18 protein-coding genes and 1 riboswitch are annotated in these 24,703 nt (G+C 57.6%); of the genes, 14 read left to right on the forward strand and 4 right to left on the reverse strand.

Going from position 1 to position 24,703, the window contains the following annotated elements; genetic code table 11:
- Positions 1 to 231: 231 nt before the first annotated feature.
- The 4 genes from metA to aceK all read left to right on the forward strand — a co-directional run bounded on the left by metA (position 232) and on the right by aceK (position 6,158).
- Complete coding sequence (metA, locus tag RTX96_RS15600) at positions 232 to 1,161, forward strand: homoserine O-succinyltransferase (RefSeq protein ID WP_103818771.1); 930 nt, start codon at positions 232 to 234, stop codon at positions 1,159 to 1,161.
- Positions 1,162 to 1,402: 241 nt separating this feature from the next.
- Positions 1,403 to 3,004: a malate synthase A gene (gene aceB, locus RTX96_RS15605; RefSeq protein WP_312671515.1), complete on the forward strand. Its 1,602-nt coding sequence runs from the start codon at positions 1,403 to 1,405 to the stop codon at positions 3,002 to 3,004.
- Between the two features lie 21 nt (positions 3,005 to 3,025).
- On the forward strand, positions 3,026 to 4,330 hold the full coding sequence (aceA, locus tag RTX96_RS15610) for an isocitrate lyase (RefSeq protein WP_312671516.1): 1,305 nt from the start codon (positions 3,026 to 3,028) through the stop codon (positions 4,328 to 4,330).
- A gap of 64 nt (positions 4,331 to 4,394) precedes the next feature.
- Positions 4,395 to 6,158 carry a bifunctional isocitrate dehydrogenase kinase/phosphatase gene (gene aceK / locus RTX96_RS15615; protein WP_312671517.1) on the forward strand — a complete coding sequence of 588 codons (1,764 nt, stop codon included), beginning with the start codon at positions 4,395 to 4,397 and terminating at the stop codon, positions 6,156 to 6,158.
- A 35-nt stretch (positions 6,159 to 6,193) separates the two neighbouring features.
- On the opposite strand, the gene iclR is transcribed toward aceK, so the two are convergent.
- Positions 6,194 to 7,030 (reverse strand): glyoxylate bypass operon transcriptional repressor IclR, encoded by an 837-nt coding sequence (gene iclR, locus RTX96_RS15620; protein WP_103818767.1) that lies wholly within the window; start codon positions 7,028 to 7,030, stop codon positions 6,194 to 6,196.
- Between the two features lie 194 nt (positions 7,031 to 7,224).
- Here iclR and metH point away from each other — a divergent pair, with 194 nt between their 5' ends.
- From metH to rluF, 4 genes are all read left to right on the forward strand, one after another.
- Positions 7,225 to 10,908, forward strand: coding sequence for a methionine synthase (metH, locus tag RTX96_RS15625; protein ID WP_312671518.1), 3,684 nt, complete (start codon positions 7,225 to 7,227; stop codon positions 10,906 to 10,908).
- Between the two features lie 130 nt (positions 10,909 to 11,038).
- Complete coding sequence (locus RTX96_RS15630; RefSeq protein WP_181016571.1) at positions 11,039 to 11,908, forward strand: Abi family protein; 870 nt, start codon at positions 11,039 to 11,041, stop codon at positions 11,906 to 11,908.
- A gap of 185 nt (positions 11,909 to 12,093) precedes the next feature.
- The gene (locus RTX96_RS15635; RefSeq protein ID WP_103818764.1) at positions 12,094 to 13,725 is read left to right on the forward strand and encodes a Na/Pi cotransporter family protein; all 1,632 of its coding nucleotides are present in this window, start codon (positions 12,094 to 12,096) and stop codon (positions 13,723 to 13,725) included.
- A 107-nt stretch (positions 13,726 to 13,832) separates the two neighbouring features.
- A complete protein-coding gene (gene rluF, locus RTX96_RS15640) occupies positions 13,833 to 14,702 on the forward strand; it encodes a 23S rRNA pseudouridine(2604) synthase RluF (RefSeq protein WP_103818763.1) in 870 nt (289 codons plus the stop codon).
- Here rluF and RTX96_RS15645 read toward each other — a convergent pair whose 3' ends face one another.
- The 3 genes from RTX96_RS15645 to lysC all read right to left on the reverse strand — a co-directional run bounded on the left by RTX96_RS15645 (position 14,703) and on the right by lysC (position 17,459).
- Positions 14,703 to 14,975, reverse strand: a complete 273-nt coding sequence (locus RTX96_RS15645) for a DUF3811 domain-containing protein (protein ID WP_103818762.1) — start codon at positions 14,973 to 14,975, stop codon at positions 14,703 to 14,705.
- Positions 14,976 to 15,037: 62 nt separating this feature from the next.
- Complete coding sequence (panS, locus tag RTX96_RS15650; protein WP_312269939.1) at positions 15,038 to 15,982, reverse strand: ketopantoate/pantoate/pantothenate transporter PanS; 945 nt, start codon at positions 15,980 to 15,982, stop codon at positions 15,038 to 15,040.
- Between the two features lie 100 nt (positions 15,983 to 16,082).
- A complete protein-coding gene (gene lysC / locus RTX96_RS15655; RefSeq protein ID WP_103818760.1) occupies positions 16,083 to 17,459 on the reverse strand; it encodes a lysine-sensitive aspartokinase 3 in 1,377 nt (458 codons plus the stop codon).
- A gap of 90 nt (positions 17,460 to 17,549) precedes the next feature.
- A riboswitch (Lysine riboswitch) is annotated at positions 17,550 to 17,744 on the reverse strand.
- A gap of 268 nt (positions 17,745 to 18,012) precedes the next feature.
- On the opposite strand from lysC, the gene pgi reads away from it, so the two are divergent.
- The 6 genes from pgi (at position 18,013) to psiE (ending at position 24,286) form a co-directional block, all read left to right on the forward strand.
- Positions 18,013 to 19,659 (forward strand): glucose-6-phosphate isomerase, encoded by a 1,647-nt coding sequence (gene pgi / locus RTX96_RS15660; RefSeq protein ID WP_312671519.1) that lies wholly within the window; start codon positions 18,013 to 18,015, stop codon positions 19,657 to 19,659.
- 331 nt (positions 19,660 to 19,990) lie between these two features.
- Positions 19,991 to 20,233 carry an exopolysaccharide production protein YjbE gene (gene yjbE, locus RTX96_RS15665; protein ID WP_103818758.1) on the forward strand — a complete coding sequence of 81 codons (243 nt, stop codon included), beginning with the start codon at positions 19,991 to 19,993 and terminating at the stop codon, positions 20,231 to 20,233.
- A gap of 62 nt (positions 20,234 to 20,295) precedes the next feature.
- Positions 20,296 to 20,934 carry a YjbF family lipoprotein gene (locus RTX96_RS15670; RefSeq protein WP_103818757.1) on the forward strand — a complete coding sequence of 213 codons (639 nt, stop codon included), beginning with the start codon at positions 20,296 to 20,298 and terminating at the stop codon, positions 20,932 to 20,934.
- A complete protein-coding gene (locus tag RTX96_RS15675; RefSeq protein ID WP_312671520.1) occupies positions 20,931 to 21,668 on the forward strand; it encodes a capsule biosynthesis GfcC D2 domain-containing protein in 738 nt (245 codons plus the stop codon). The genes RTX96_RS15670 and RTX96_RS15675 overlap by 4 nt, the downstream gene beginning before the upstream one ends.
- On the forward strand, positions 21,668 to 23,764 hold the full coding sequence (locus tag RTX96_RS15680; RefSeq protein ID WP_312671521.1) for a YjbH domain-containing protein: 2,097 nt from the start codon (positions 21,668 to 21,670) through the stop codon (positions 23,762 to 23,764). The genes RTX96_RS15675 and RTX96_RS15680 overlap by 1 nt, the downstream gene beginning before the upstream one ends.
- A 111-nt stretch (positions 23,765 to 23,875) precedes the next feature.
- Positions 23,876 to 24,286: a phosphate-starvation-inducible protein PsiE gene (psiE, locus tag RTX96_RS15685; protein ID WP_312671522.1), complete on the forward strand. Its 411-nt coding sequence runs from the start codon at positions 23,876 to 23,878 to the stop codon at positions 24,284 to 24,286.
- Positions 24,287 to 24,703 lie beyond the last annotated feature (417 nt).

Genomic DNA, 24,703 nt, shown 5'->3' on the forward strand with positions numbered 1-24,703 from the left:
CGCAGCAACGGCCCGGAGGGCGGCGGGCAGGACGCCCGCCGTAGCTGCCAGGCATTAATTAAAAAGAACCCCGTACCGTAAGGTGCGGGGTTTTTTGCTTTGGTATTTTCTCCATTCCACTTGAAACTTTCTCACCTGGCACATGCAGGCTCGACATTTTGCTCATTCCTGGTTATTGTCAGCTATCTGGATGTCTAAACGTTTAAACGTATGCTGTGAGGTAATAAGGTTATGCCGATTCGGGTGCAGGACGAGCTGCCAGCCGTCAATTTCTTGCGAGATGAAAACGTCTTTGTTATGACGACATCACGTGCGACAGGTCAGGAGATACGCCCTCTGAAGGTGCTTATTCTCAACCTGATGCCCAAGAAGATCGAAACGGAAAACCAGTTCCTGCGATTGCTCTCTAACTCCCCGCTGCAGGTGGACGTTCGCCTGCTGCGTATCGACGCGCGTGAATCACGCAATACGCCTGCTGAGCATCTGAATAACTTCTACTGTAACTTCGATGAGATCAGCGAAGAGAACTTTGATGGCCTGATCGTTACCGGAGCCCCGCTGGGGCTGGTTGAGTTCAACGATGTCGCCTACTGGCCGCAGATCAAGCAGGTGCTTGAGTGGGCCAAAGATCATGTCACCTCTACCCTGTTTGTCTGTTGGGCGGTACAGGCTGCGCTTAATATCCTCTACGGTATTCCCAAGCAGACCCGCAAAGACAAGCTCTCCGGCGTATATGAACACTACATCACTCAGCAGCATGCGCTGCTAACTCGGGGTTTTGACGACTCGTTCCTTGCCCCGCACTCGCGTTATGCCGACTTCCCGGCGGCGCTGATCCGCGACTATACCGATTTGGACATTCTTGCTGAATCGAGTGAGGGTGATGCTTACCTATTCGCCAGTAAAGATAAACGTATCGCCTTTGTTACCGGTCATCCTGAATATGATGCTGGTACCCTGGCAGGGGAGTATTTCCGCGATCTTGAAGCCGGTCTCGATCCGGTTGTGCCGTATAACTACTTCCCGAAGGACGATCCGCAGAACACGCCGCGTGCCACCTGGCGTAGTCACGGTAACCTGCTGTTTACTAACTGGCTTAACTATTATGTCTACCAGATCACACCGTTCGATCTACGTCATATGAACCCCACGTTGGATTAAGCGTTTCAGCCAGCTAAAAAGCACCTTCGGGTGCTTTTTTTATTTCTGAAAATCACTTCACAGCTGCATATAACTTTAATTTCAGTGTTATCAAATGATTGCAGATTTTTTAAATTGAAAATGGAAATTGTTTTTGATTTTGTTTTTTAATTGAGTAGGCTTAACGGAGCTGAACGAAAACTGAACACGATCTTTTGTTCAGGGTGGAAATCTATTCGGATCAATGACGAGGAGCCCGCTTATGGCGCAACAGGCAACGACTACCGATGAACTGACCTTTACCCAGCCATATGGTGAGCAGGAGCAACATATTCTGACGCCAGAGGCCACCGCCTTTCTTACCGATTTGGTGACACGCTTTACCCCGGCGCGCAATAAGCTGCTTGCTGCGCGCATCCAGCAGCAGCAGACGATCGACAGCGGCACGTTGCCCGGGTTTATTTCGGAAACAGCTTCCATACGTGAAGGTGACTGGAGGATCCGCGGTATTCCGGCTGACCTGCAGGATCGTCGAGTGGAGATCACCGGTCCGGTCGAGCGTAAGATGGTAATCAATGCCCTGAATGCCAACGTCAAAGTCTTTATGGCGGATTTTGAAGACTCACTGGCCCCCAACTGGCAGAAAGTGATCGACGGGCAGATCAATCTGCGCGATGCGGTTAACGGCACCATCAGCTATACCAACGAAGCCGGGAAGATCTATCAGCTCAAGCCCAATCCCGCGGTGCTGGTCTGTCGGGTTCGCGGTCTGCACCTGCCGGAAAAGCATGTCACCTGGCGTGAGGAGCCCATTCCCGGCAGCCTGTTCGATTTTGCTCTCTACTTCTTCCACAACTATAAAACCCTGCTGGCCAAGGGCAGCGGCCCCTACTTCTACCTGCCGAAAACCCAGGCCTGGCAGGAGGCAGCCTGGTGGAGCGAGGTCTTTAGCTACACAGAGGATCGCTTCAACCTGCCGCGCGGCACCATTAAGGCGACTCTGCTGATTGAAACGCTGCCGGCGGTCTTCCAGATGGATGAGATCCTCTATGCGCTGAAGGATCACATCGTGGGCCTCAACTGCGGCCGCTGGGACTACATCTTTAGCTATATCAAAACGTTGAAAAATTATCCCGATCGCGTGCTGCCTGACCGGCAGGCGGTAACGATGGACAAGCCTTTTCTCAACGCCTACTCCCGTCTGCTGATTAAGACCTGTCACCGGCGCGGTGCGTTTGCGATGGGCGGCATGGCGGCGTTTATCCCCAGCAAAGAGAGCGAGCGCAATAGTTGGGTGCTGAATAAGGTACGGGCGGACAAAGAGCTGGAGGCGAAAAACGGCCACGACGGTACGTGGATTGCCCATCCCGGTCTGGGCGATACGGTGATGGCAATTTTCGATAACGCTCTTGGCGACAATAAAAATCAGCTCTCCGTTACCCGAGATGAGGACGCGCCCATTACTGCCGAAGAGCTGCTTGCGCCCTGCGACGGCGAACGCACGGAAGAGGGGATGCGGGCTAACATCCGCGTTGCGGTGCAGTACATCGAAGCGTGGATCTCCGGCAACGGCTGCGTGCCAATTTATGGCCTGATGGAGGATGCCGCAACGGCGGAGATCTCCCGCACCTCTATCTGGCAGTGGATCCACCATCAAAAGACACTCAGCAACGGTACGCCAGTGACCAAAGCGCTATTTCGCCAGATGCTCGGCGAAGAGATGCAGGTGATCCAGCAGGAGCTGGGCGAGCATCGCTTCAGCCACGGTCGCTTTGCCGACGCCGCTCGTCTGATGGAGCAGATCACCACCTCTGACGAGCTGATCGACTTCCTGACCCTGCCGGGTTACCGCCTCTTAGCCTAATAAAAACAGTGGAGCACAGCCATGAAAACCCGTACCCAACAAACAGAAGCGTTACAGCAAGAGTGGCAAACCGCACGCTGGGAGGGCATTACCCGCCCGTACAGCGCGGAAGAGGTGGTAAAACTGCGCGGCTCGGTGAATCCAGAGTGCACGCTGGCGCAGCTTGGCGCGGCGAAAATGTGGCGCCTGCTGCATGGCGAGTCGAAAAAAGGCTACATCAACAGCCTCGGTGCGCTGACCGGCGGGCAGGCGCTGCAGCAGGCGAAGGCCGGGATTGAGACCATTTATCTCTCTGGCTGGCAGGTGGCGGCGGATGCCAACCTGGCCTCCAGCATGTATCCGGATCAATCCCTCTATCCGGCTAACTCCGTTCCGGCAGTGGTGGATCGGATCAACAACACCTTCCGCCGGGCGGATCAGATCCAGTGGTCGGCGGGGATCGATCCACACGATCCGCGCTACGTGGACTACTTTCTGCCGATCGTGGCCGATGCCGAAGCGGGCTTTGGCGGCGTGCTGAATGCCTTTGAGCTGATGAAGTCGATGATCGAGGCGGGAGCGGCGGCGGTACACTTCGAGGATCAGCTGGCCTCGGTGAAAAAGTGCGGCCATATGGGCGGCAAGGTGCTGGTGCCTACGCAGGAAGCTATTCAGAAGCTGGTCGCGGCCAGGCTGGCGGCAGACGTGATGGGTGTGCCGACGCTGCTGATCGCCCGTACCGATGCCGACGCGGCGGATCTGATCACCTCCGACTGCGATGAGTATGACCGCGAATTTATTACCGGCGAACGCACCAGCGAAGGGTTCTACCGTACCCGGGCCGGGATAGAGCAGGCTATCAGCCGCGGGCTGGCCTACGCTCCCTATGCCGATCTGGTCTGGTGTGAAACCTCGACGCCGGATCTGGAGCAGGCCCGGCGCTTTGCCGAGGCCATCCATGCCCAATTCCCCGGCAAGCTGCTGGCCTATAACTGTTCGCCGTCGTTCAACTGGCAGAAGAACCTGGACGATAGCACCATTGCTAGCTTCCAGCAGCAACTCGCGGAGATGGGTTACAAGTATCAGTTCATCACCCTGGCGGGTATTCACAGCATGTGGTTCAACATGTTCGATCTCGCCCGCGCCTATGCACAGGGAGAGGGGATGAAACACTACGTCGAGAAGGTTCAGCAGCCGGAGTTTGCGGCGGCGAAGGAGGGCTACACCTTTGTCTCCCATCAGCAGGAGGTGGGAACCGGCTATTTCGATAAGGTAACGACGATTATTCAGGGCGGCACATCATCGGTTACCGCGCTGACCGGATCGACGGAAGAGCAGCAGTTCTGATAACGGAAACGCCCGGTGGCGCTGCGTCTACCGGGCCTACGCACGGATCCGATGAGGGGAACCTATGACGCGTGGCCGAGAGCTGTTAATTGCCCAAACTATCCTGCAGGGCTTTGATGCCCAGTACGGGCGCTTTCTGGAGATTACCGCCGGCGCGCAGCAGCGCTTTGAGCAGGCGGACTGGCACGCCGTTCAACAGGCGATGAAGAGCCGTATCCACCTCTACGACCATCACGTTGGGCTGGTGGTCGAGCAGCTGCGCTGTATCACCGAGGGCCGACGCCTCGACGCGGACTATTTGCTGCGGGTAAAAGCGCACTATACCCAGCTGCTGCCGGACTATCCGCGCTTCGAAATTGCCGAAAGCTTTTTCAACTCGGTCTACTGTCGGCTGTTCGATCACCGGGCCCTGACGCCTGAGCGGCTATTTATTTTCAGCTCTCAGCCCGAGCGCCGCTTTCGCACCATTCCTCGCCCGCTGGCAAAAGATTTTTATCCCACCGGCGGTTGGGGAGCGCTGCTGAACAAACTGCTCACCGATCTCCCCCTGCGCCTGCCGTGGCAGGATCGCGCTCGCGACGTGGTCTATATCCTCACACAGCTGACAGAGAGCGTTGGCGAGGGGGCGCTGACGCAGGCGCGTTTACAGGTGGCAAACGAACTTTTCTACCGCAACAAAGCCGCCTGGCTGGTGGGCAAGCTTATCCTGCCCGACGGTACGGTCCCCTTTTTATTGCCAATCCACCGTAGCGAGGAGGGCGAGCTTTTTGTCGATGCCTGCCTGACCACCCACGACGAAGCCAGCATCGTCTTCGGCTTCGCCCGCTCCTACTTTATGGTTTATGCCCCGCTGCCTGCTGCGATGGTGGAGTGGCTGCGGGAGATCCTGCCGGGTAAAACCACGGCTGAGCTCTATATGGCGATTGGCTGCCAGAAGCATGCTAAAACCGAGAGCTACCGGGAGTATCTGCACTACATCGCCAGCAGCGACGAGCAGTTTATTGAAGCGCCAGGCGTTCGCGGCATGGTGATGCTGGTCTTTACTCTGCCGAGCTTTGATCGCGTCTTCAAGGTGATCAAGGATCGCTTTGCCCCGCAGAAGGAGATGACCGCCGCTCACGTGCGCGCCTGCTATCAGCTGGTAAAAGAGCACGATCGCGTCGGGCGGATGGCTGATACCCAGGAGTTTGAAAACTTCGTGCTGGAGAAGCGGCAGATTGCGCCTGCGCTGATGTCACTCCTGATGACGGAGGCGGCGGGAAAGATTACTGACCTGGGTAACAGCATCTCCATCAGCCATCTCTATATCGAACGGCGCATGGTGCCGCTCAATATCTGGCTGGAGCGGGTCGACGGCCAGCCGCTGCGGGACGCTATCGAAGAGTACGGCAACGCCATTCGCCAGCTGGCCGCCGCGAATATTTTTCCCGGCGATATGCTGTTTAAAAACTTTGGCGTGACGCGTCACGGGCGGGTGGTGTTCTATGACTACGATGAGATCTGCTATATGACCGAGGTAAACTTCCGCGACGTTCCCGCGCCGCGCTACCCGGAGGATGAGCTGAGCGCCGAGCCGTGGTACAGCGTGTCGCCGGGAGATGTCTTTCCCGAGGAGTTTCGTCACTGGCTCTGCGCCGACCCCCGAGTCGGGCCGCTCTTTGAGGAGATGCATGCCGATCTATTTCGCGCCAGCTACTGGCGGGCGCTGCAAACGCGCATCAAGGAGGGCCACGTGGAGGATGTCTACGCCTACCGCAGGCGGCAACGCTTCAGCGTGCGGTTTAACGGCGTAACGCCCGGCGGCGCTGTGCTTGCCGGGCCTTTGTAGGCCGGGTAAGGCATAGCCGCCCCCCGGCGTTTACCTTATCGCATTCCACCATAGGCCAGCGTCACCTCTTTCGCTGCCCTGATCACTAACGCCCCCAGCTCGGTGACGCGATCGTCAGTAATACGTGAAATTGGCCCAGAGATAGAGATGGCCGCAAAAGGCTGGCGATGCTCGTCGTAGATACAGGCCGCCACGCAGCGCAGGCCCAGGGCGTGCTCTTCATCGTCAAAGGAGTAGCCGCGCTTGCGGGTCAGGGCCAGATCCTCTTTCAGGTGCAGAGGCGACACCAGCGTCGCGTGGGTGTAGGTGTGTAGGCCCTGGCGATGCAGCAGGCCGGTAACCTGATCCTCCTCCAGCTGTGCCAGGAAGGCTTTTCCCGCCCCGGAGGCGTGCATCGGCAGCTTGCCGCCGATAGGGGCAGACATGCGCATTAGCTGGGTACACTGCACCTGGTCAATAATGATGGCCTGATGATCGTTCTGGTCGAGCACCGCCAGGTTCACCGTCTCGCCGGAGTCCTCCATCAGCTTGCGCAGGATGGGGTGCACAATGGCCAGCAGGTTGCGACTCTGTAAGAAGCTGGCACCAATGACAAACGCATGCGCACCTATCGCCCAGTGGCCCAGCTCACCGACCTGGCGGACAAAGCCCAGCTGCTGCATGGTCGTCAGCAGGCGATGGGTGGTAGAGTTGGGCAGGCCAGCCTGCTGGGCCAGTTCGGTCAGCGCCACGCTACCCTGAGATTCAGCGATCCACTCCAGCAGCTTCAGGCCGCGCGTCAGAGATTGCACCTGGCCGGTCGCAGGCGGGGTGGCTGCGGCGGTAGCGGCGCGAGGTTTTTTACCGCGTTTCGCGGGTACGGAAGCCACCATAATCAACTCCTTTTCTGTATCGTGGAAATCATTTTCGTTTTATTTGATTATAATGCAACCTGTGACCAGACTGATCGGATGAGTTCAGGTGAACATCTCTCATGTTTCATGCTGCTCTCTTTTCCACCTGCTGGCTTTATGCCAGTATGTCCTGCTGGCCTTTCTGGCCTGGTTGAGCGTTGTCGGGAGCACGTGTGAGCAGCAAAGTTGATCAACTGCATCAGCAGTTAAAAGAGCGTATTTTGGTTCTGGATGGGGGCATGGGCACCATGATCCAGGGCTATCGTTTGAGTGAGCAAGATTTTCGCGGCGAGCGCTTCGCCGACTGGCCCTGCGATCTCAAAGGAAACAACGACCTGCTGGTGCTCAGCAAGCCGGAGGTGATCTCCGCGATCCACGACGCCTATTTTGCGGCGGGAGCGGATATCGTTGAGACCAACACCTTTAACTCGACGACCATAGCGATGGCGGACTACCAGATGGAGTCCCTGTCGGCAGAGATCAACCTTGCCGCCGCGAAGCTGGCCCGCGCCTGCGCCGACGAGTGGACCGCCCGTACGCCGGATAAGCCGCGCTACGTGGCCGGGGTCCTTGGCCCAACCAACCGCACCGCCTCGATCTCTCCAGACGTAAACGATCCGGCCTACCGTAACGTCACCTTTGACCAACTGGTCGCGGCGTACCGGGAGTCGACCCGGGCGCTGGTGGAGGGCGGCAGCGACCTGATCCTGATCGAAACCATCTTTGATACGCTCAATGCCAAAGCGGCGATTTTTGCCGTAAAAGAGGAGTTCGAGGCGTTGGGCGTTGAGCTGCCGATCATGATCTCCGGCACCATTACCGACGCCTCCGGACGCACGCTCTCCGGCCAGACTACCGAAGCATTCTATAACTCACTCCGCCACGCCGACGCGCTGACCTTCGGGCTGAACTGCGCCCTGGGGCCGGATGAGCTGCGCCAGTACGTACAGGAGCTGTCGCGCATTGCCGAGTGCTACGTCACCTCACACCCGAACGCCGGGCTGCCCAACGCCTTTGGTGAGTACGATCTCGACGCCGGGCCGATGGCCGCGCAGATCCGTGAGTGGGCTGAAGCGGGCTTCCTGAACATCGTGGGCGGCTGCTGCGGCACAACCCCAGAGCATATCGCCGCCATGAGCCGCGCCGTGGAAGGGCTGCCGCCGCGTCAGCTTCCCGACCTGCCGGTAGCCTGCCGTCTGGCGGGGCTGGAGCCGCTGAACATCGGCGACGACAGCCTGTTTGTTAACGTCGGCGAGCGTACCAACGTCACCGGCTCGGCAAAATTCAAGCGTCTGATTAAAGAAGAGAAGTACAGCGAGGCGCTGGACGTGGCGCGTCAGCAGGTAGAGAACGGCGCGCAGATCATCGACATCAACATGGACGAGGGGATGCTCGACGCCGAGGCGGCGATGGTCAAGTTCCTCAACCTGATTGCCGGCGAGCCGGACATCGCTCGCGTGCCGATCATGATCGACTCCTCTAAGTGGGAGGTCATCGAGAAGGGGCTGAAGTGCATCCAGGGCAAAGGCATCGTTAACTCCATCTCGATGAAGGAGGGCGTGGAGGCTTTTGTCCACCATGCGAAGCTGGTACGTCGCTACGGGGCCGCGATGGTGGTGATGGCATTTGATGAGGTGGGCCAGGCCGACACGCGGGAGCGGAAAATTGAGATCTGCCGCCGGGCCTACAACATCCTCACCAACGATGTCGGTTTCCCACCGGAAGATATCATCTTCGACCCCAACATCTTTGCCGTGGCAACGGGTATTGAGGAGCACAACAACTACGCCCAGGACTTTATCGGCGCGTGTGAAGATATCAAACGCGAGCTGCCGCACGCCCTGATCTCCGGCGGCGTCTCCAACGTCTCGTTCTCGTTCCGTGGCAACGACCCGGTTCGTGAGGCGATCCACGCCGTCTTTCTCTACTACGCCATCCGCAACGGCATGGATATGGGGATCGTCAACGCTGGGCAGCTGGCCATCTATGACGATCTGCCCGCCGAGCTGCGCGACGCGGTCGAGGATGTGATCCTTAACCGCCGCGACGACAGCACCGAGCGCCTGCTGGATCTGGCCGAGAAATACAAAGGCAGCAAGAGCGACGATGGCGCGAATGCCCAACAGGCGGAGTGGCGCACCTGGGACGTCAAAAAGCGTCTCGAGTACTCGCTGGTTAAAGGCATCACCGAGTTTATTGAGCAAGATACCGAAGAGGCTCGCCAGCAGGCCGAACGGCCTATTCAGGTGATTGAAGGGCCGCTGATGGATGGCATGAACGTGGTGGGCGATCTCTTTGGCGAGGGGAAAATGTTCCTGCCGCAGGTGGTGAAATCCGCCCGCGTGATGAAACAGGCGGTGGCCTACCTCGAACCCTTTATCGAAGCCAGCAAAGAGAAGGGATCCAGCAACGGCAAGATGGTGATCGCCACCGTGAAGGGTGACGTGCATGACATCGGCAAAAACATCGTTGGCGTAGTGTTGCAGTGTAATAACTATGAGATTGTCGATCTGGGCGTGATGGTGCCGACGGATAAAATTCTGAAAACCGCTCGGGAAGTGAATGCTGACCTGATTGGTCTCTCCGGGCTGATCACCCCCTCGCTGGATGAGATGGTCAACGTGGCGAAAGAGATGGAGCGTCAGGGCTTTACCATTCCGCTGCTAATTGGCGGGGCGACCACCTCGAAAGCGCATACGGCGGTGAAGATCGAACAGAACTACAGCGGCCCAACGGTCTACGTGCAGAACGCCTCGCGCACCGTGGGCGTGGTGTCGTCGCTGCTGTCGGCGACCCAGCGGGACGACTTCGTGGCCCGCACCCGCAAAGAGTATGAGACCGTGCGTATCCAGCACGGACGCAAAAAGCCGCGTACGCCGCCGGTCACGCTGCAGGCGGCGCGGGAGAACGATCTCGCCTTCGACTGGGAGAGCTACACCCCGCCGGTAGCCCATCGCCTGGGCGTACAGGAGGTGACCGCCAGCATTGAGACGCTGCGCAACTACATCGACTGGACGCCGTTCTTTATGACCTGGTCGCTGGCGGGCAAATATCCGCGCATCCTGGAAGATGAGATTGTCGGTGAAGAGGCGAAGCGCCTGTTTAAAGATGCGAACGAGATGCTCGACCAGCTTAGCGCGGAAAAGCGTCTTAACCCGCGCGGCGTGGTAGGGCTGTTCCCGGCAAACCGCGTCGGCGATGACGTGGAGATCTACCGCGATCCTTCTCGCACCCAGGTGCTGACGGTGGCGCGTCATCTGCGCCAGCAGACCGAAAAGGTGGGCTTTGCCAACTACTGCCTGGCCGATTTCGTGGCGCCGAAGCTGAGCGGCAAAGAGGATTACATCGGCGCATTTGCCGTCACCGGCGGGCTGGAGGAGGATGCGCTGGCCGAGGCCTATGACGCTCAGCATGACGACTACAACAAGATCATGGTGAAGGCGATTGCCGATCGGCTGGCGGAGGCCTTTGCGGAGTACCTGCACGAGCGCGTGCGCAAGGTCTACTGGGGCTATGCGCCGAACGAGAACCTCAGCAACGAGGAGCTGATCCGCGAAAACTATCAGGGGATCCGCCCTGCGCCAGGCTACCCGGCCTGTCCGGAGCACACCGAGAAGGGCACTATTTGGGCGCTGCTGGACGTGGAGAAGCATACCGGCATGAAGCTGACCGAATCCTTCGCCATGTGGCCCGGCGCATCGGTCTCCGGCTGGTACTTCAGCCACCCGGACAGCAAGTACTTTGCCGTGGCGCAGATCCAGCGTGACCAGGTTGAAGACTACGCCCAGCGGAAAGGAATGAGCGTGAGTGAGGTTGAGCGCTGGCTGGCGCCGAATCTCGGCTACGACGCGGACTAGCACTAAAATTTAGATACAAAAAAAGCGCTTTCGCGCTTTTTTTGTGGTCAAACATCCTACTTGATTCAGACACCTGACCTCTCTTTACGTGTATGTTATGCCGGGTGATTCTCCACAGGGAAGCATACACGTGTTCATTACAAACAACTTTATCTATACGAGACAAAAATTGCAAGCGCAGGCGCTTAGGGAGCTGGCTCAGTTTATATCTGAACCCAGAATGAAGTCGTACAAGATCCTGACTTCCAACGACTCGATGAAAGCGAATCTTGGTGCCTATCTGTGGAATAAGCAGGTTAGCGCCGCGCTTTATCCCTTGATGCAATGCCTGGAAGTGACGCTCAGGAATGCTATCCACAGTGCGGCCAGCCAATATTTTGCAACCCCAGACTGGTTTGATCGCGTCACCAAGGTTGCAGGCGATGCGATGTTTATTTCTGATATGAAAAAGCATGCTGATAAGCGAGACAGATTCTATCGTAACGGTTTATCAGCAGGTCAGCGTAAAGGGAAGATAATTTGGACATCCCACCATGAAAATATGATAGCGGCTGCAAAGTTAAAATTAGAAAAGTGCAGCAAGCGACCAACGGCAGATGCAGTAGTCGCTGAGCTGACGTTTGGTTTTTGGTCAGGTATTTTTGAGCGCAACTATAATGATATACACTCCTCCTCGCGGCTTTGGCCCCATCTTGAGTCTGTTATCTTCCCAAACCTCAAGCCAGCCGAAAGGAAAGCGTCAACCGTCTTACGCCAGCTCAAAAATATCAAAGCGCTGCGGAATCGTATGGCACATTATGAACCGATCTGGAAACACGCCAGCGTTAATGATGCATTAACTGCAGTCACCTATCTAAATAGTAGTATTGATCACATTACTCATCTTATTCGTGGAATTAGCCATGAACGAGCCAACCTGCTTCAAGACTCGGGGATTGAACGTATTGCCAAAGATCTGTGTCAGAAAGAGAGGCTCGCATTTTATATATCAGCCTACTAAATAATAATCCAATCTTATGAGTTAATTATCCTTTCTTACAATAGACAGGATGCGCACTGTGTATCCTGTGCCTTTCTTACATTTAAAGACTTATACTGGAGAGATTAATACTCTTTCTGGTTGAGGTATCGCCAGGAGAGATGCGATTGAAGGAACTCTGGATGATATAAGGAGGATTTACATCCGTGCTAACGCTTTTACACCTGCTGTCCGCCGTTGCACTGCTAGTTTGGGGCACGCATATCGTACGTACGGGCGTGATGCGTGTTTTCGGCGCGCGTTTACGTACCGTGCTGGGCCGCAGCGTTGAGAAAAAACCGCTGGCCTTCTGCGCGGGCATTGGCGTCACCGCACTGGTGCAGAGCAGCAATGCTACTACAATGCTGGTCACCTCTTTTGTGGCGCAGGATCTGGTGGCCCTGACCCCGGCGCTGGTGATTGTGCTGGGAGCTGACGTGGGTACCGCGCTGATGGCGCGGATCCTCACTTTCGATCTCTCCTGGCTCTCGCCGCTGCTGATTTTTATTGGCGTCATCTTCTTCCTCGGACGCAAGCAGTCCCGCGTAGGGCAGCTTGGTCGGGTCAGCATCGGCCTTGGGCTGATCCTGCTGGCGCTGGAGCTTATCGTGCAGGCCGTAACGCCGATAACCCAGGCCAGCGGCGTGAAGGTCATTTTCGCCTCGCTGACCGGCGATATTATGCTGGATGCGCTGATTGGCGCGGTCTTCGCCATCATCAGCTACTCAAGCCTTGCCGCCGTCCTGCTGACCGCAACGCTGACCGCGGCGGGGATCATCTCGTTTCCGGTGGCGCTGTGCCTGGTGATCGGGGCAAACCTTGGCTCGGGTCTGCTGGCGGTGCTCAACAACAGCGCCAGCAGCGCCGCGGCGCGCCGCGTTGCAATGGGCAGCCTGCTGTTTAAGCTGGTGGGCAGTCTGCTGATCCTTCCCTTTGTGCATCCGCTGGCCGCGGTGCTGGACAGGCTGCCGTTGCCGGATGCGGAGCTGGTCATCTACTTCCACGTCTTCTACAACCTGATCCGTTGCCTGGTGATGGTGCCGTTTGCCGGGCCAATGGCTCGCCTGTGCGAGCGGCTGATCCGCGACGAGCCTGAGCTGGACATGCGGCTGAAGCCGAAGCATCTCGATACCTCGGCGCTGGATACGCCCACGCTGGCGCTGGCTAACGCTGCCCGCGAATCGCTGCGCATGGGTGACGCAATGGAGCAGATGCTTGACGGCCTGAAGAAGATCATGCACGGCGAGCCGCGCGAGGAGAAAGAGCTGCGCAAAATTGCCGACGACATCAACGTGCTCTATACCGCCATCAAGCTCTATCTGGCGCGAATGCCCAAGGATGAGCTGGCCGACGAAGAGTCGCGGCGCTGGGCGGAGATTATTGAGATGTCGCTCAACCTTGAGCAGGCCTCAGACATCGTTGAGCGGATGGGCAGTGAGATTGCCGATAAGTCGCTGGCGGCCCGGCGCGCCTTCTCCGTAGAGGGCCTCAACGAGCTGGATAGCCTGCTGGAGCAGCTGCGCAGTAATCTCCAGCTGGCGATGTCGGTGTTCTTCTCCAGCGACGTGGCGGGTGCCCGCCGCCTGCGCCGTCGCAAGCACCGTTTTCGTATTCTCAACCGCCGTTACGCCCACGCCCACGTGGACCGCCTCCATCAGCAGAACGTGCAGAGTATCGAAACCAGCTCGCTGCATCTGGGCCTGCTGGGGGATATGAAACGCCTCAACTCGCTCTTCTGTGCGGTGGCCTACAGCGTGCTGGAGCAGCCGGATGAGGATGAGGAGCGCGCGGAGTATTAATTGAGACGCCGGATGGCGCTGCGCTTATCCGGCCTACGTTGAGTGCCCATTTCCCTCTGGCACACAAAACGGCACCCAGGGTATATTTCGCCTTTACAGGAGAAACTATGCTGACACCACAATCCACCCGACTAAACAAATACATCAGCGAGAGCGGGATCTGCTCGCGTCGTGAAGCCGATCGCTATATTGAGCAGGGCAACGTCTTTATCAACGGTAAACGCGCCGGGATAGGAGACCAGGTTGTCGCTGGCGACGTGGTCAAGGTCAACGGCCAGCTTATTGAGCCTCGGGAAGAGGACGATCTGGTGTTTATCGCGCTGAACAAGCCGGTGGGAATTGTCAGCACCACGGAAGAGAGCGAGAGAGACAACATCGTCGATTTCGTTAACCACAGCAGCCGTATCTTTCCCATCGGCCGCCTGGATAAAGATTCGCAGGGGCTGATCTTCCTCACCAACCACGGCGATCTGGTAAACAAAATTCTGCGGGCCGGCAACGACCACGAGAAAGAGTATGTGGTCACGGTCAATAAGCCGATCACGGACGAGTTTATCCGCGGCATGGGCGCAGGCGTGCCGATCCTGGGCACCGTCACCAAGAAGTGTAAAGTCAAAAAAGAGGCACCCTTTGCCTTCCGCATTACGCTGGTTCAGGGCCTAAACCGGCAGATCCGCCGAATGTGCGAGCACTTTGGCTTTGAAGTGACCAAGCTGGAGCGTACGCGCATTATGAACGTCAGCCTGAGCGGTATCCCCGTGGGCGAGTGGCGTGATTTGACCGACGATGAGCTCATCGAGCTGTTCAAGCTTATCGAAAACTCCTCCTCAGAGGCGAAGCCGAAAGCGAAGGCGAAACCGAAGACGCCAGCGGTCAAAAGAGCCGTGGTGAAGGCGCCTCAGGCTGAAGAGAAGGGGCGGGGCAAGCCGGCCGGGAAACGTTTTACCCAGCCGGGACGTAAAAAGAAAGGGCGCTAATCAGCGCCTACCGCGGGTTGAGGTGTTAGCCGACCAGGAGAAAGTCGCCTCAGAGTCGGGTTTATACGCCTGCTCTTTTTTTAACTTGCGGGCTTTCTTGGCCTCGGTTTCTCGCTGCGCCATCAGCTTGTCGATGTACTCTTTCTTAACCTGATTGGTTTCCGCATTGGTCAGGGTACGGCCATGAGCGATACGGGCGCGATCCAGCAGAGTTTTCAGCTCACGCTGCTCGCTCTCCGTCATATCTTTTTGAGTCAGTCTGGGTGTAGCCATCGCTGAAGCCTCCTGTAGATGAGGCTTCAGTGTAAAGCATGCCTGACCCGGCGCGAAGTGAATTAACTCTCTTTTACCGCATCCCCACTTTTCTGCTCATCAAGCGGTTTTCCTGACCAGTAGCCCGCCAGCAGCGAGCCGGAGAGGTTGTGCCAAACCGAGAACAGCGCGCCGGGCAGGGCAGCCAGCGGCGAGAAGTAGATCTTACCCAGCGCGGCGGCGAGGCCCGAGTTCTGCATCCCCACCTCAATCGCCAGCGTCCGGCAGGTGGACTCATCAAAGCCAAACAGCTTCCCGCCCCAGTAGCCGCCCAGCAGGCCAATGGTGTTGTGCAGGATCACCGCAACGATCACCACGAAGCCAACGGAGGCGATGTGCGATGCAGAGCCTGCGACCACTGCGCTGATGATCGCCAGAATGCAGAGCATTGAAAAGGCCGGCAGATACGGCTCTACCGCCTTCACCAGACGCGGGAAGAGGTGATGAACAATCAGCCCCAGACCAATCGGGATCACCACGATTTGCAGAATGCTGAGCAGCATGCCCATCACATCCACCTGAATATGCGCATCCACGTAGAGGCGCGTTAGCAGCGGCGTCGCCACCACGCCCACCAGCGTAGAGACCGATGAGATGGTCACCGACAGCGCCACGTCCCCCTTGGCCAGGTAGATCATGACGTTGGAGGCCGTGCCGCTGGCGACGCTACCCACCAGCACCATCCCGGCGGAGAGATCCGGCGGCATCTTAAAGAGTATCGCCAGCAGCCAGGCGGCGAGGGGCATCACCAGATAGTGGAGGAAAATGCCCGCTGCGACGGGGGCAGGACGCGCCAGGACGCGCTTAAAATCTTCAATCTTTAGATGTACACCCATGCCAAACATAATCAGCATCAGCAGCGTGGTCACCCACGGGCCGATGCCGGTGAACGTCGTTGGGGTGGAGTAAGCGAGAACAGAGAGCAGCAGCGCCCACAGGGGGAACAGCCGCGTGATGGCGGTTAACATAATGAATTCCTTGCAGTATTGTCGTGTTGTTGTGTCATTTAGTTATAAAAAAGCCGGGTTCGAGCCCGGCTATAGGTATTTTTTATCGTGTGCTGGAATTTTATTCAAACAAATTATGATGCAGCGTCTGCACAACCTGCTCGGCTTCTGCGCCAGGCACCAGGAAGCAGAGGTTGTGGCTGGATGCGCCGTAGCAAATCATGCGGATGTTGAATGGATCGAGCACGCCAAACACCTCTTTGCCCACGCCGCAGGCTTTCGACAGATCGTTGCCAATCAGCGCGATCAGGGCGAGGTTCTCTTCGACTTCAACACGGCAGAGGGAGGAGAGCTCGGTCAGCAGCCCCTGGGTCAGCAGCGTGTCGCCCGTGGAGGTGGATCCGGTGGTGTCCAGCGTCAGGGCCACGCTCACTTCCGAGGTGGTGATCAGATCGACAGAGATATTGTGACGCGCCAGAATGCCAAACACTTCAGCAAGGAAGCCGCGAGAGTGCAGCATGTTCAGGCTGTGCAGGGTTAGCAGGGTCTGCTTCCGGCGCAGGGCCAGGGCACGGAACAGCGGCGGGTTCTGCGTCTCGTTGCAGACCAGGGTGCCGCCCGCTTGAGGATCCTTGCTGGAGCCAACAAATACCGGAATATCGCTGCGTACCGCAGGCAGCAGGGTGGCCGGATGCAGCACTTTCGCGCCGAAGGTCGCCATCTCAGCGGCCTCTTCAAAGGCAATCTCATCGATGCGTTTGGCGGCCGGCACAACGCGCGGATCGGTGGTGTAGATACCGGGAACGTCGGTCCAGATATCTACCCGGGAGGCGTGCAGCGCTTCACCAAGCAGGGCAGCGGTGTAGTCGCTGCCGCCACGGCCCAGGGTAGTGGTGCGTCCTTTCGGCTCGCTGCCGATAAAGCCTTGCGTAACCACTAAACCTTCGTCGAGGCGCGGTGCCAGCTGCTGGGCCGCCAGCTCCGCCAGCGCAGCAACGTCCGGCTCGGCGCGGCCAAAGCGATCGCTGGTACGCATCACTTTACGCACGTCAAACCACTGCGCCTGCACGCTACGCTCGCGCAGCACCTCCACAAACAGCAGGGTCGACATCAGCTCACCGTGGCTCACCAGCTCATCGGTCAGCGCGGTAGAGGTGGCCAGGGAAGCGGCTTCCGCCAGGGTAGTAATATTTTCCAGCAGGCGTTCGATCTCCTCGCGGATGACGTCAGGGCGCGTCAGGCGCTCAAGGATATCGAACTGAATTTTGCGAATAGCGTCGAGCTTTACGAAGCGCTCGCTGGCCTCCAGCCCTTCGGCGAGTGCCACCAGCAGGTTGGTTACCCCCGCAGAGGCAGAGAGCACCACCAGGCGAACGCTGGCGTCGGAGAGCACCACGTCGGCGCTGCGGTTCATGGCATCGAAATCGGCGACGCTGGTCCCGCCAAATTTAGCAACAATAGGCTTAGTAACACCAAGCGGGGAAACTGCGTTGATCATAACAACCTCGTATCAGGTGCAAATAGTCAGCCCTGGAACAAGGAGAGAGCGAAAAACGGGGTAGGCGCAGAGCAATGAACCGCTACGATTACACCCAGAAGCGCTCCACCTTGCGAGACGCACGACTGCGAACGTCTCTGGTGACAGCCCAGGGGATTCAGCCCCTGTAGCCGATGGCAAGCGCGGCCAGACGCTCTACCACCTCGGCGTTGTTCCCCCTCCTGTGCTCTCTGCGGACTGGCTCCTCAAGCACATTACCCTGGACGACGCGCCTCTTCTGGCTATTCCCTATGGGAATACATACTTGGATAACATAAGTAATACTTTATAAATAAAGGTTTCCGGGGGGCGCTGTCAACGCTGCGGTTATGCGGATTTTTCATGTTCAGGGTTATCCCAGGAAAATAACTTATAGACGCTATACTTTGCCCTGTTCCGCTCTCATTAGCGCCTGGCAACGCCTTGCAGGCAAAAGCATAAAAACCGTCACAATTTTTGTCCGCAGGCGCTACAATCGACCGCAGTTAGGATCCTAAATCAGAAGAGTATTGCTATGAAAAACATCAACCCAACGCAGACTTCTGCCTGGCAGGCATTACAGAAACACTTCGATGAAATGAAAGAGGTCACCCTCGCCGAGCTGTTCGCCAGCGATAGCGACCGCTTCAGCAAATTCTCCGCGACCTTCAACGATCAGATGCTGGTGGACTTCTCTAAAAACCGCATCACCGAAGAGACGCTGGCAAAGCTGCTGGACTTAGCGAAAGAGACCGAGCTGGCCGACGCAATCAAATCCATGTTCTCCGGCGAGAAGATCAACCGCACCGAAGATCGTGCGGTACTGCACGTGGCGCTGCGTAACCGCAGCAATACGCCGATCATTGTCGATGGTAAAGACGTCATGCCGGAAGTGAACGCCGTGCTGGAGAAGATGAAATCCTTCTCTGAGGCCATCATCTCCGGTCAGTGGAAAGGCTATACCGGTAAACCGATCACTGATGTGGTGAACATCGGTATCGGCGGCTCCGACCTCGGCCCGTTCATGGTGACCGAGGCGCTGCGTCCGTATAAAAATCACCTGAATATGCACTTTGTCTCCAACGTCGACGGCACCCACATCGCCGAAGTGCTGAAGAAGGTTAATCCTGAATCTACGCTCTTCCTGGTGGCGTCCAAAACCTTCACCACCCAGGAGACCATGACCAACGCCCACAGCGCGCGCGACTGGTTCCTGAACACTGCCGGTGACCAGCAGCACGTGGCGAAGCACTTTGCTGCGCTCTCCACCAATGCAAAAGCGGTGGGCGAGTTTGGTATCGATACCGCCAACATGTTTGAGTTCTGGGACTGGGTAGGCGGCCGTTACTCCCTGTGGTCGGCGATTGGCCTGTCGATTATTCTCTCCGTGGGCTACGACAACTTTGTTGAGCTGCTCTCCGGCGCGCATGCGATGGATAAGCACTTCTCCACGACGCCAGCGGAGAAAAACCTGCCGGTGCTGCTGGCGCTGATTGGTATCTGGTACAACAACTTCTTCGGCGCAGAGACGGAAGCGATCCTGCCTTACGATCAGTATATGCACCGCTTCGCGGCCTATTTCCAGCAGGGCAACATGGAGTCCAACGGTAAGTACGTTGACCGTAACGGCAACGCCGTGGACTACCAGACCGGTCCAATCATCTGGGGTGAGCCAGGCACCAACGGCCAGCACGCCTTCTACCAGCTGATCCACCAGGGCACCAAGATGGTCCCATGCGACTTTATCGCCCCGGCCATCACCCATAATGCGCTGTCGGATCACCACCAGAAGCTGCTCTCTAACTTCTTCGCGCAGACCGAAGCGCTGGCATTCGGTAAATCCCGCGACGTGGTTGAGCAGGAGTATCGCGACCAGGGTAAAGATCCGGCCACGCTGGAGCATGTTGTGCCGTTCAAAGTGTTCGAAGGCAATCGCCCGACCAACTCTATCCTGCTGCGTGAAATTACCCCGTTTAGCCTTGGCGCACTGATTGCGCTCTATGAGCACAAGATCTTCACTCAGGGTGCGATCCTCAACATCTTCACTTTCGATCAGTGGGGCGTAGAGCTGGGTAAACAGCTGGCGAACCGTATTCTGCCGGAGCTGGGTGACGACAGCGATATCAGCAGCCATGATAGCTCGACCAACGGCTTAATTAACCGCTATAAATCCTGGCGTTAATATTACTTAAGTCATAATAAATATAAGTGCCGGCATAATGCCGGCATTTTTTATGGTTGTGAGTTTATTCTGAAAATCCGTAGAGATAGGTTATTGCTTCGCCAGACTTTTAGGAGTAAACGGATATTGCGGTTTTTGCTATTCATTTTAAGATTTTGATTTTTAAAGCCATATAATAATTTTATACTCAAACCTCCTCGCTATTTCCATTTATCCTAAAACCTGCTCTCTAATTTCTCCTGACGTCAATCCCCCGTATGGGTTGTGTATACTCGACTGCGCCTGACACCGTTCAGGCAAATATCCATTCATTCAATGAAGGGAAATTGATATGCATAAAGTCCTGTATGGCATTTTTGCCATCACCGCGCTTGCGGCGACGTCTGCTTATGCCGCTCCGGTAGAAGTAGGTGACGCAGCAGGGTCGGCGGCAACGTCGGTTTCGGCGGGAAGTTCCTCCGCGACCAGCGTTAGCACCGTCAGCTCAGCGGTAGGGGTCGCCCTGGCGGCGACCGGTGGCGGCGACGGCTCCAATACTGGAACCACGACCACCACAACGACCAGCACTCAGTAATCACCAGTGCTTTAACTCTAACCACACTTCGGTGTGGTTATTTTGCCCCCTGGAGAATTGTCGTGAAGCGACCGGGAATTATTCTGCTTTGTCTGCTGCTGCAGGCGTGCTCCGGCACGACTAAAGGGCTGGGCGGCGCGCTGTGGGACAGTCTATTTGGCACCCCCGGCGTGCATCTCACCGATGAAGATATTCAGGATATGCCCTACGCCAGCCAGTATATGCAGCTGAATGGCGGTCCTCAGCTCTTTGTCGTGCTCGCCTTCTCCGAAAATGGCCAGCAGAAGTGGGCGACTCAGGACCAGTCTATTCTGGTGACCCAGCATGGTCGCCTCGTCAAAACTCAGCTTCCCGGCGATAACCTGCTTGAGGTGAATAATGTGGCGGCGGATCCGCTGATCAAACCGAATCGCATTACCGACGGCGCAGGCTGGACGCGAACCCTGGGCTGGACCGAGCATGGCCAGGTGCGCTACGCCACGGCCCGCTCGCAGTTCCGCTGGGCCGGACAGGATACGGTCACGGTAGGCAGCGACGTCACCGTGGTACGCGTGCTGGAAGAGCATGTTGAGACCGAGCAAAAATCCTGGACCAACCGTTTCTGGATAGACAGCGACGGGCAGATCCGGCGCTCGCGGCAGTACCTTGGCGCGGACTGGTTCCCGGTAGAGACCACGCTCATCAAGGCGGCAAAACAATGAAGCTAACCCTAATCGCCTCGCTGCTGTTAAGTCTTGCTCCCGCGTTCGCTTTTGCGGCGGGCACCGTTAAGGTCTACACCCCAGAAAGCGCAGAACCTAAGACGCTGACCGATGCCGCGCACCTCATCGACTTAGTGGGTCAGCCCCGGCTGGCCAATAGCTGGTGGCCGGGCGCGGTCATTAGCGAGAAGCACTCTACTCAGCGCGAAACGCAGCGGCACCAGGCACTGCTGGCGCGTCTGGCGGCCCTCGCTGGGGATGAAGAGGGGGACGATGCCGCCGCGGTTAACGCCCTCCGTCAACAGCTGCAGGGCATCAAGGTCACGGGACGCCAGCTGGTGGCGCTCGATCCGGATCGGGTGCGGGTTCAGCCCGGTGCCAATCCGCCGCTCGAGGGCGAGTATACCCTGTGGGTTGGTTCCCAACCTTCTACGGTCACCGTGCTGGGACTGGTGAGCAGCCCAGGCAAAAAGCCGTTCACGCCGGGACGCGACGTGGCGGGATATCTTGACGAGATGGGCCTGCTCAGCGGGGCCGATCGCAATACGGCATGGGTGATCTATCCCGACGGCCACACGCAGAGCGTGCCGGTGGCCTACTGGAACAAGCGCCATGTGGAGCCCATGCCGGGCAGTACGATTTTTGTTGGCTTTGCTGAAAGCGTCTGGATGAAAAGCCGGGACGGTATTAACGCCGATATTCTCACCTCCCTGACGCATCGGATACCGGATTAATGAAGAAAATCTCTCTGTATAGCCTGCTGGCGCTAAGCGTCAGCGCCGCCTGCCATGCGGAAACGTATCCGGCGCCGTCAGGTCCTACCCAGACCGATTTTGGCGGCGTGGGGCTGCTGCAAACGCCTACCGCCCGGATGGCGCGTGAGGGCGAGATCAGCCTTAACTATCGCGATAACGATCAGTACCGCTACTACTCCGGTTCGATTCAGCTCTTTCCCTGGCTGGAGACCACCCTGCGCTACACCGACGTACGTACCCGACAGTACAGCAGCGTGGAGGCCTTCTCCGGCAATCAAACCTACAAAGATAAAGCGTTCGATTTGAAGCTGCGCCTGTGGGAAGAGGGCTACTGGCTGCCGCAGGTCGCCGTGGGCGCGCGCGATATCGGCGGGACGGGACTGTTCGACGCCGAATACCTCGTTGCCAGCAAGGCCTGGGGACCATTTGATTTTACCCTCGGACTGGGCTGGGGCTACCTCGGCACGGCGGGCAATATCAAAAACCCGCTCTGCTCCTATGATGAGAAGTACTGCTACCGCGATAACAGCTACCAGCAGGCTGGCTCCATTGACGGTAGCCAGATGTTCCACGGCCCGGCATCGCTGTTCGGCGGCGTAGAGTACCAGACGCCGTGGCAGCCGCTGCGCCTGAAGCTGGAGTATGAGGGCAATAACTATCAGCAGGATTTTGCTGGCCGTCTGCCGCAGCGAAGCAAGTTTAACGTCGGGGCGACCTACCGCGTGGCGGACTGGGCCGACGTCAACCTGAGCTACGAGCGCGGCAACACGGTGATGTTTGGCTTTACCCTGCACTCTAACTTCAACGACCTGCGCCCCTCTTACAACGACAACGCCCGCCCGCAGTATGAGCCGCAGCCGCAGGACGCCATTATGCAGCACGCGGTGGTGGCGAATCAGCTTACGCAGCTGAAGTACAATGCCGGGCTGGCGGATCCGAAGATCCAGGTGAAAGGCGATACGCTCTATGTTACCGGCGAGCAGGTGAAGTATCGTCATACCGAAGAGGGTATTGAGCGGGCGAATCGGATTATCGCTAACGATCTGCCGGAAGGGGTAAAAACCATCCGCGTGACCGAGAACCGTCTTAACCTGCCGCAGGTGACCACCGAAACCGACGTGGCGAGTCTGCAACGTCATCTGGCGGGGGAGCCGCTGGGGCATGAGACGACCCTGGTGCAGAAACGCATTGAGCCAGAGGTGCCAGAGCGCACCGAGCAGGGTTGGTATTTGGAGAAGTCCCGCTTCGATTTCCATATCGATCCGGTACTGAACCAATCCGTGGGCGGCCCAGAAAGCTTCTACATGTATCAGCTTGGGGTGATGGCGACCGCCGATCTCTGGCTGACCGACCACCTGCTGACCACCGGCAGCCTGTTTGGTAACATTGCCAACAACTACGACAAGTTCAACTACACCGATCCACCGGACGACTCTCATCTACCTCGCGTGCGTACCCACGTGCGTGACTACGTAGCGAATGACTACTACGTCAACAATCTCCAGGCTAACTACTTCCAGTACCTTGGCAACGGCTTCTATGGTCAGGTGTACGGCGGCTATCTGGAGACGATGTACGGCGGGGCAGGGGCCGAGGTGCTCTGGCGACCGGTGGACAGCAACTGGGCCTTCGGGATTGATGCGAACTACGTCAAGCAGCGTGACTGGCGCAGCCCGAAAGAGATGATGAAGTTCACTGACTACAGCGCGAAGACCGGACACCTGACCGCCTACTGGACGCCTTCTTTTGCTCAGGACGTGCTGATTAAGGCCAGCGTCGGGCAGTATCTGGCGGGGGATAAAGGCGGCACGCTGGAGGTGTCGAAACACTTCGACAGCGGCGTGGTCGTAGGCACCTACGCCACGCTGACTAACGTATCGCCGGATGAGTACGGGGAGGGGGATTTCACCAAGGGCGTCTACGTATCGATTCCGCTGGATCTCTTTACCGCTGGCCCGACCCGCAGCCGGGCGGCTATTGGCTGGACGCCGCTTACCCGCGACGGCGGTCAGCAGCTTGGGCGTAAGTTCCAGCTGTATGATATGACCAGTGACCGCAGCGTGAACTTCCGCTAATGCTGAGCCGGGCGGCGCAACGCTGCCCGGCTATACCATAAGTAAAGAATCTAGATCTAGATCACACTTCTGCGCTATACATAGAGCTCGCCACTGAGAATGAGGTGCCGTATGACATCGCTTATTCGTCCACGCGTTGAGTTCATCTCCACCATCCTGCAGACCGTGCTGAATCTTGGGCTGCTAAGCCTTGGCCTGATCCTGGTTGTCTTTCTCGGTAAAGAGACGGTGCACCTTGCGGACGTGCTCTTTGCGCCCGAGCAGACCAGCAAATATGAGCTGGTTGAGGGGCTGGTGGTCTACTTTCTCTACTTCGAATTTATCGCCTTGATTGTTAAATATTTTCAGTCCGGTTTTCACTTCCCGCTGCGTTACATTGTCTATATCGGGATCACCGCTATCGTGCGGCTGATCATTGTTGACCACAAGTCACCGATGGACGTGCTGATTTATTCCGGCGCGATCCTGCTGCTGGTGATCACCCTCTGGCTTTGCAACTCGAAACGACTGAAGCGGGAGTAAAAATGCCGGGCAGCGGGCACGGTGCGGTTTGTAGGCCTGCGTAAGCGAAGCGCCACCGGGCGTGACTATGCTGATGCTGTAACGCCGGGCGGCACTGTGTTTGCCCGGCCTACGGCGGGTGCGGTGCGGTTTGTAGGCCCGCGTAAGCGACGCGCCACCGGGCATTATTGTGCTGATGCTGTAACGCCGGGCGGCACTGCGTTTGCCCGGCCTACGACGGGTGCGGTGCGGTTTGTAGGCCCGCGTAAGCGACGCGCCATCGGGCATTATTATGCTGATGCTGTAACGCCGGGCGGCACTGCGTTTGCCCGGCCTACGACGGGTGCGGTGCGGTTTGTAGGCCCGCGTAAGCGACGCGCCATCGGGCATTATTATGCTGATGCTGTAACGCCGGGCGGCACTGCGTTTGCCCGGCCT

This window comes from Pseudescherichia sp., assembly GCF_032052675.1.
GTDB lineage: Bacteria > Pseudomonadota > Gammaproteobacteria > Enterobacterales > Enterobacteriaceae > Pseudescherichia.

Coding starts and splice junctions, on each gene's coding strand:
- metA (WP_103818771.1), top strand. CDS start 232: ATGCCGATTCGGGTGCAGGACGAGCTGCCAGCCGTCAATTTCTTGCGA.
- aceB (WP_312671515.1), top strand. CDS start 1,403: ATGGCGCAACAGGCAACGACTACCGATGAACTGACCTTTACCCAGCCA.
- aceA (WP_312671516.1), top strand. CDS start 3,026: ATGAAAACCCGTACCCAACAAACAGAAGCGTTACAGCAAGAGTGGCAA.
- aceK (WP_312671517.1), top strand. CDS start 4,395: ATGACGCGTGGCCGAGAGCTGTTAATTGCCCAAACTATCCTGCAGGGC.
- iclR (WP_103818767.1), bottom strand. CDS start 7,030: ATGGTGGCTTCCGTACCCGCGAAACGCGGTAAAAAACCTCGCGCCGCT.
- rluF (WP_103818763.1), top strand. CDS start 13,833: ATGCTGACACCACAATCCACCCGACTAAACAAATACATCAGCGAGAGC.
- RTX96_RS15645 (WP_103818762.1), bottom strand. CDS start 14,975: ATGGCTACACCCAGACTGACTCAAAAAGATATGACGGAGAGCGAGCAG.
- panS (WP_312269939.1), bottom strand. CDS start 15,982: ATGTTAACCGCCATCACGCGGCTGTTCCCCCTGTGGGCGCTGCTGCTC.
- lysC (WP_103818760.1), bottom strand. CDS start 17,459: ATGATCAACGCAGTTTCCCCGCTTGGTGTTACTAAGCCTATTGTTGCT.
- pgi (WP_312671519.1), top strand. CDS start 18,013: ATGAAAAACATCAACCCAACGCAGACTTCTGCCTGGCAGGCATTACAG.
- yjbE (WP_103818758.1), top strand. CDS start 19,991: ATGCATAAAGTCCTGTATGGCATTTTTGCCATCACCGCGCTTGCGGCG.
- RTX96_RS15675 (WP_312671520.1), top strand. CDS start 20,931: ATGAAGCTAACCCTAATCGCCTCGCTGCTGTTAAGTCTTGCTCCCGCG.
- RTX96_RS15680 (WP_312671521.1), top strand. CDS start 21,668: ATGAAGAAAATCTCTCTGTATAGCCTGCTGGCGCTAAGCGTCAGCGCC.
- psiE (WP_312671522.1), top strand. CDS start 23,876: ATGACATCGCTTATTCGTCCACGCGTTGAGTTCATCTCCACCATCCTG.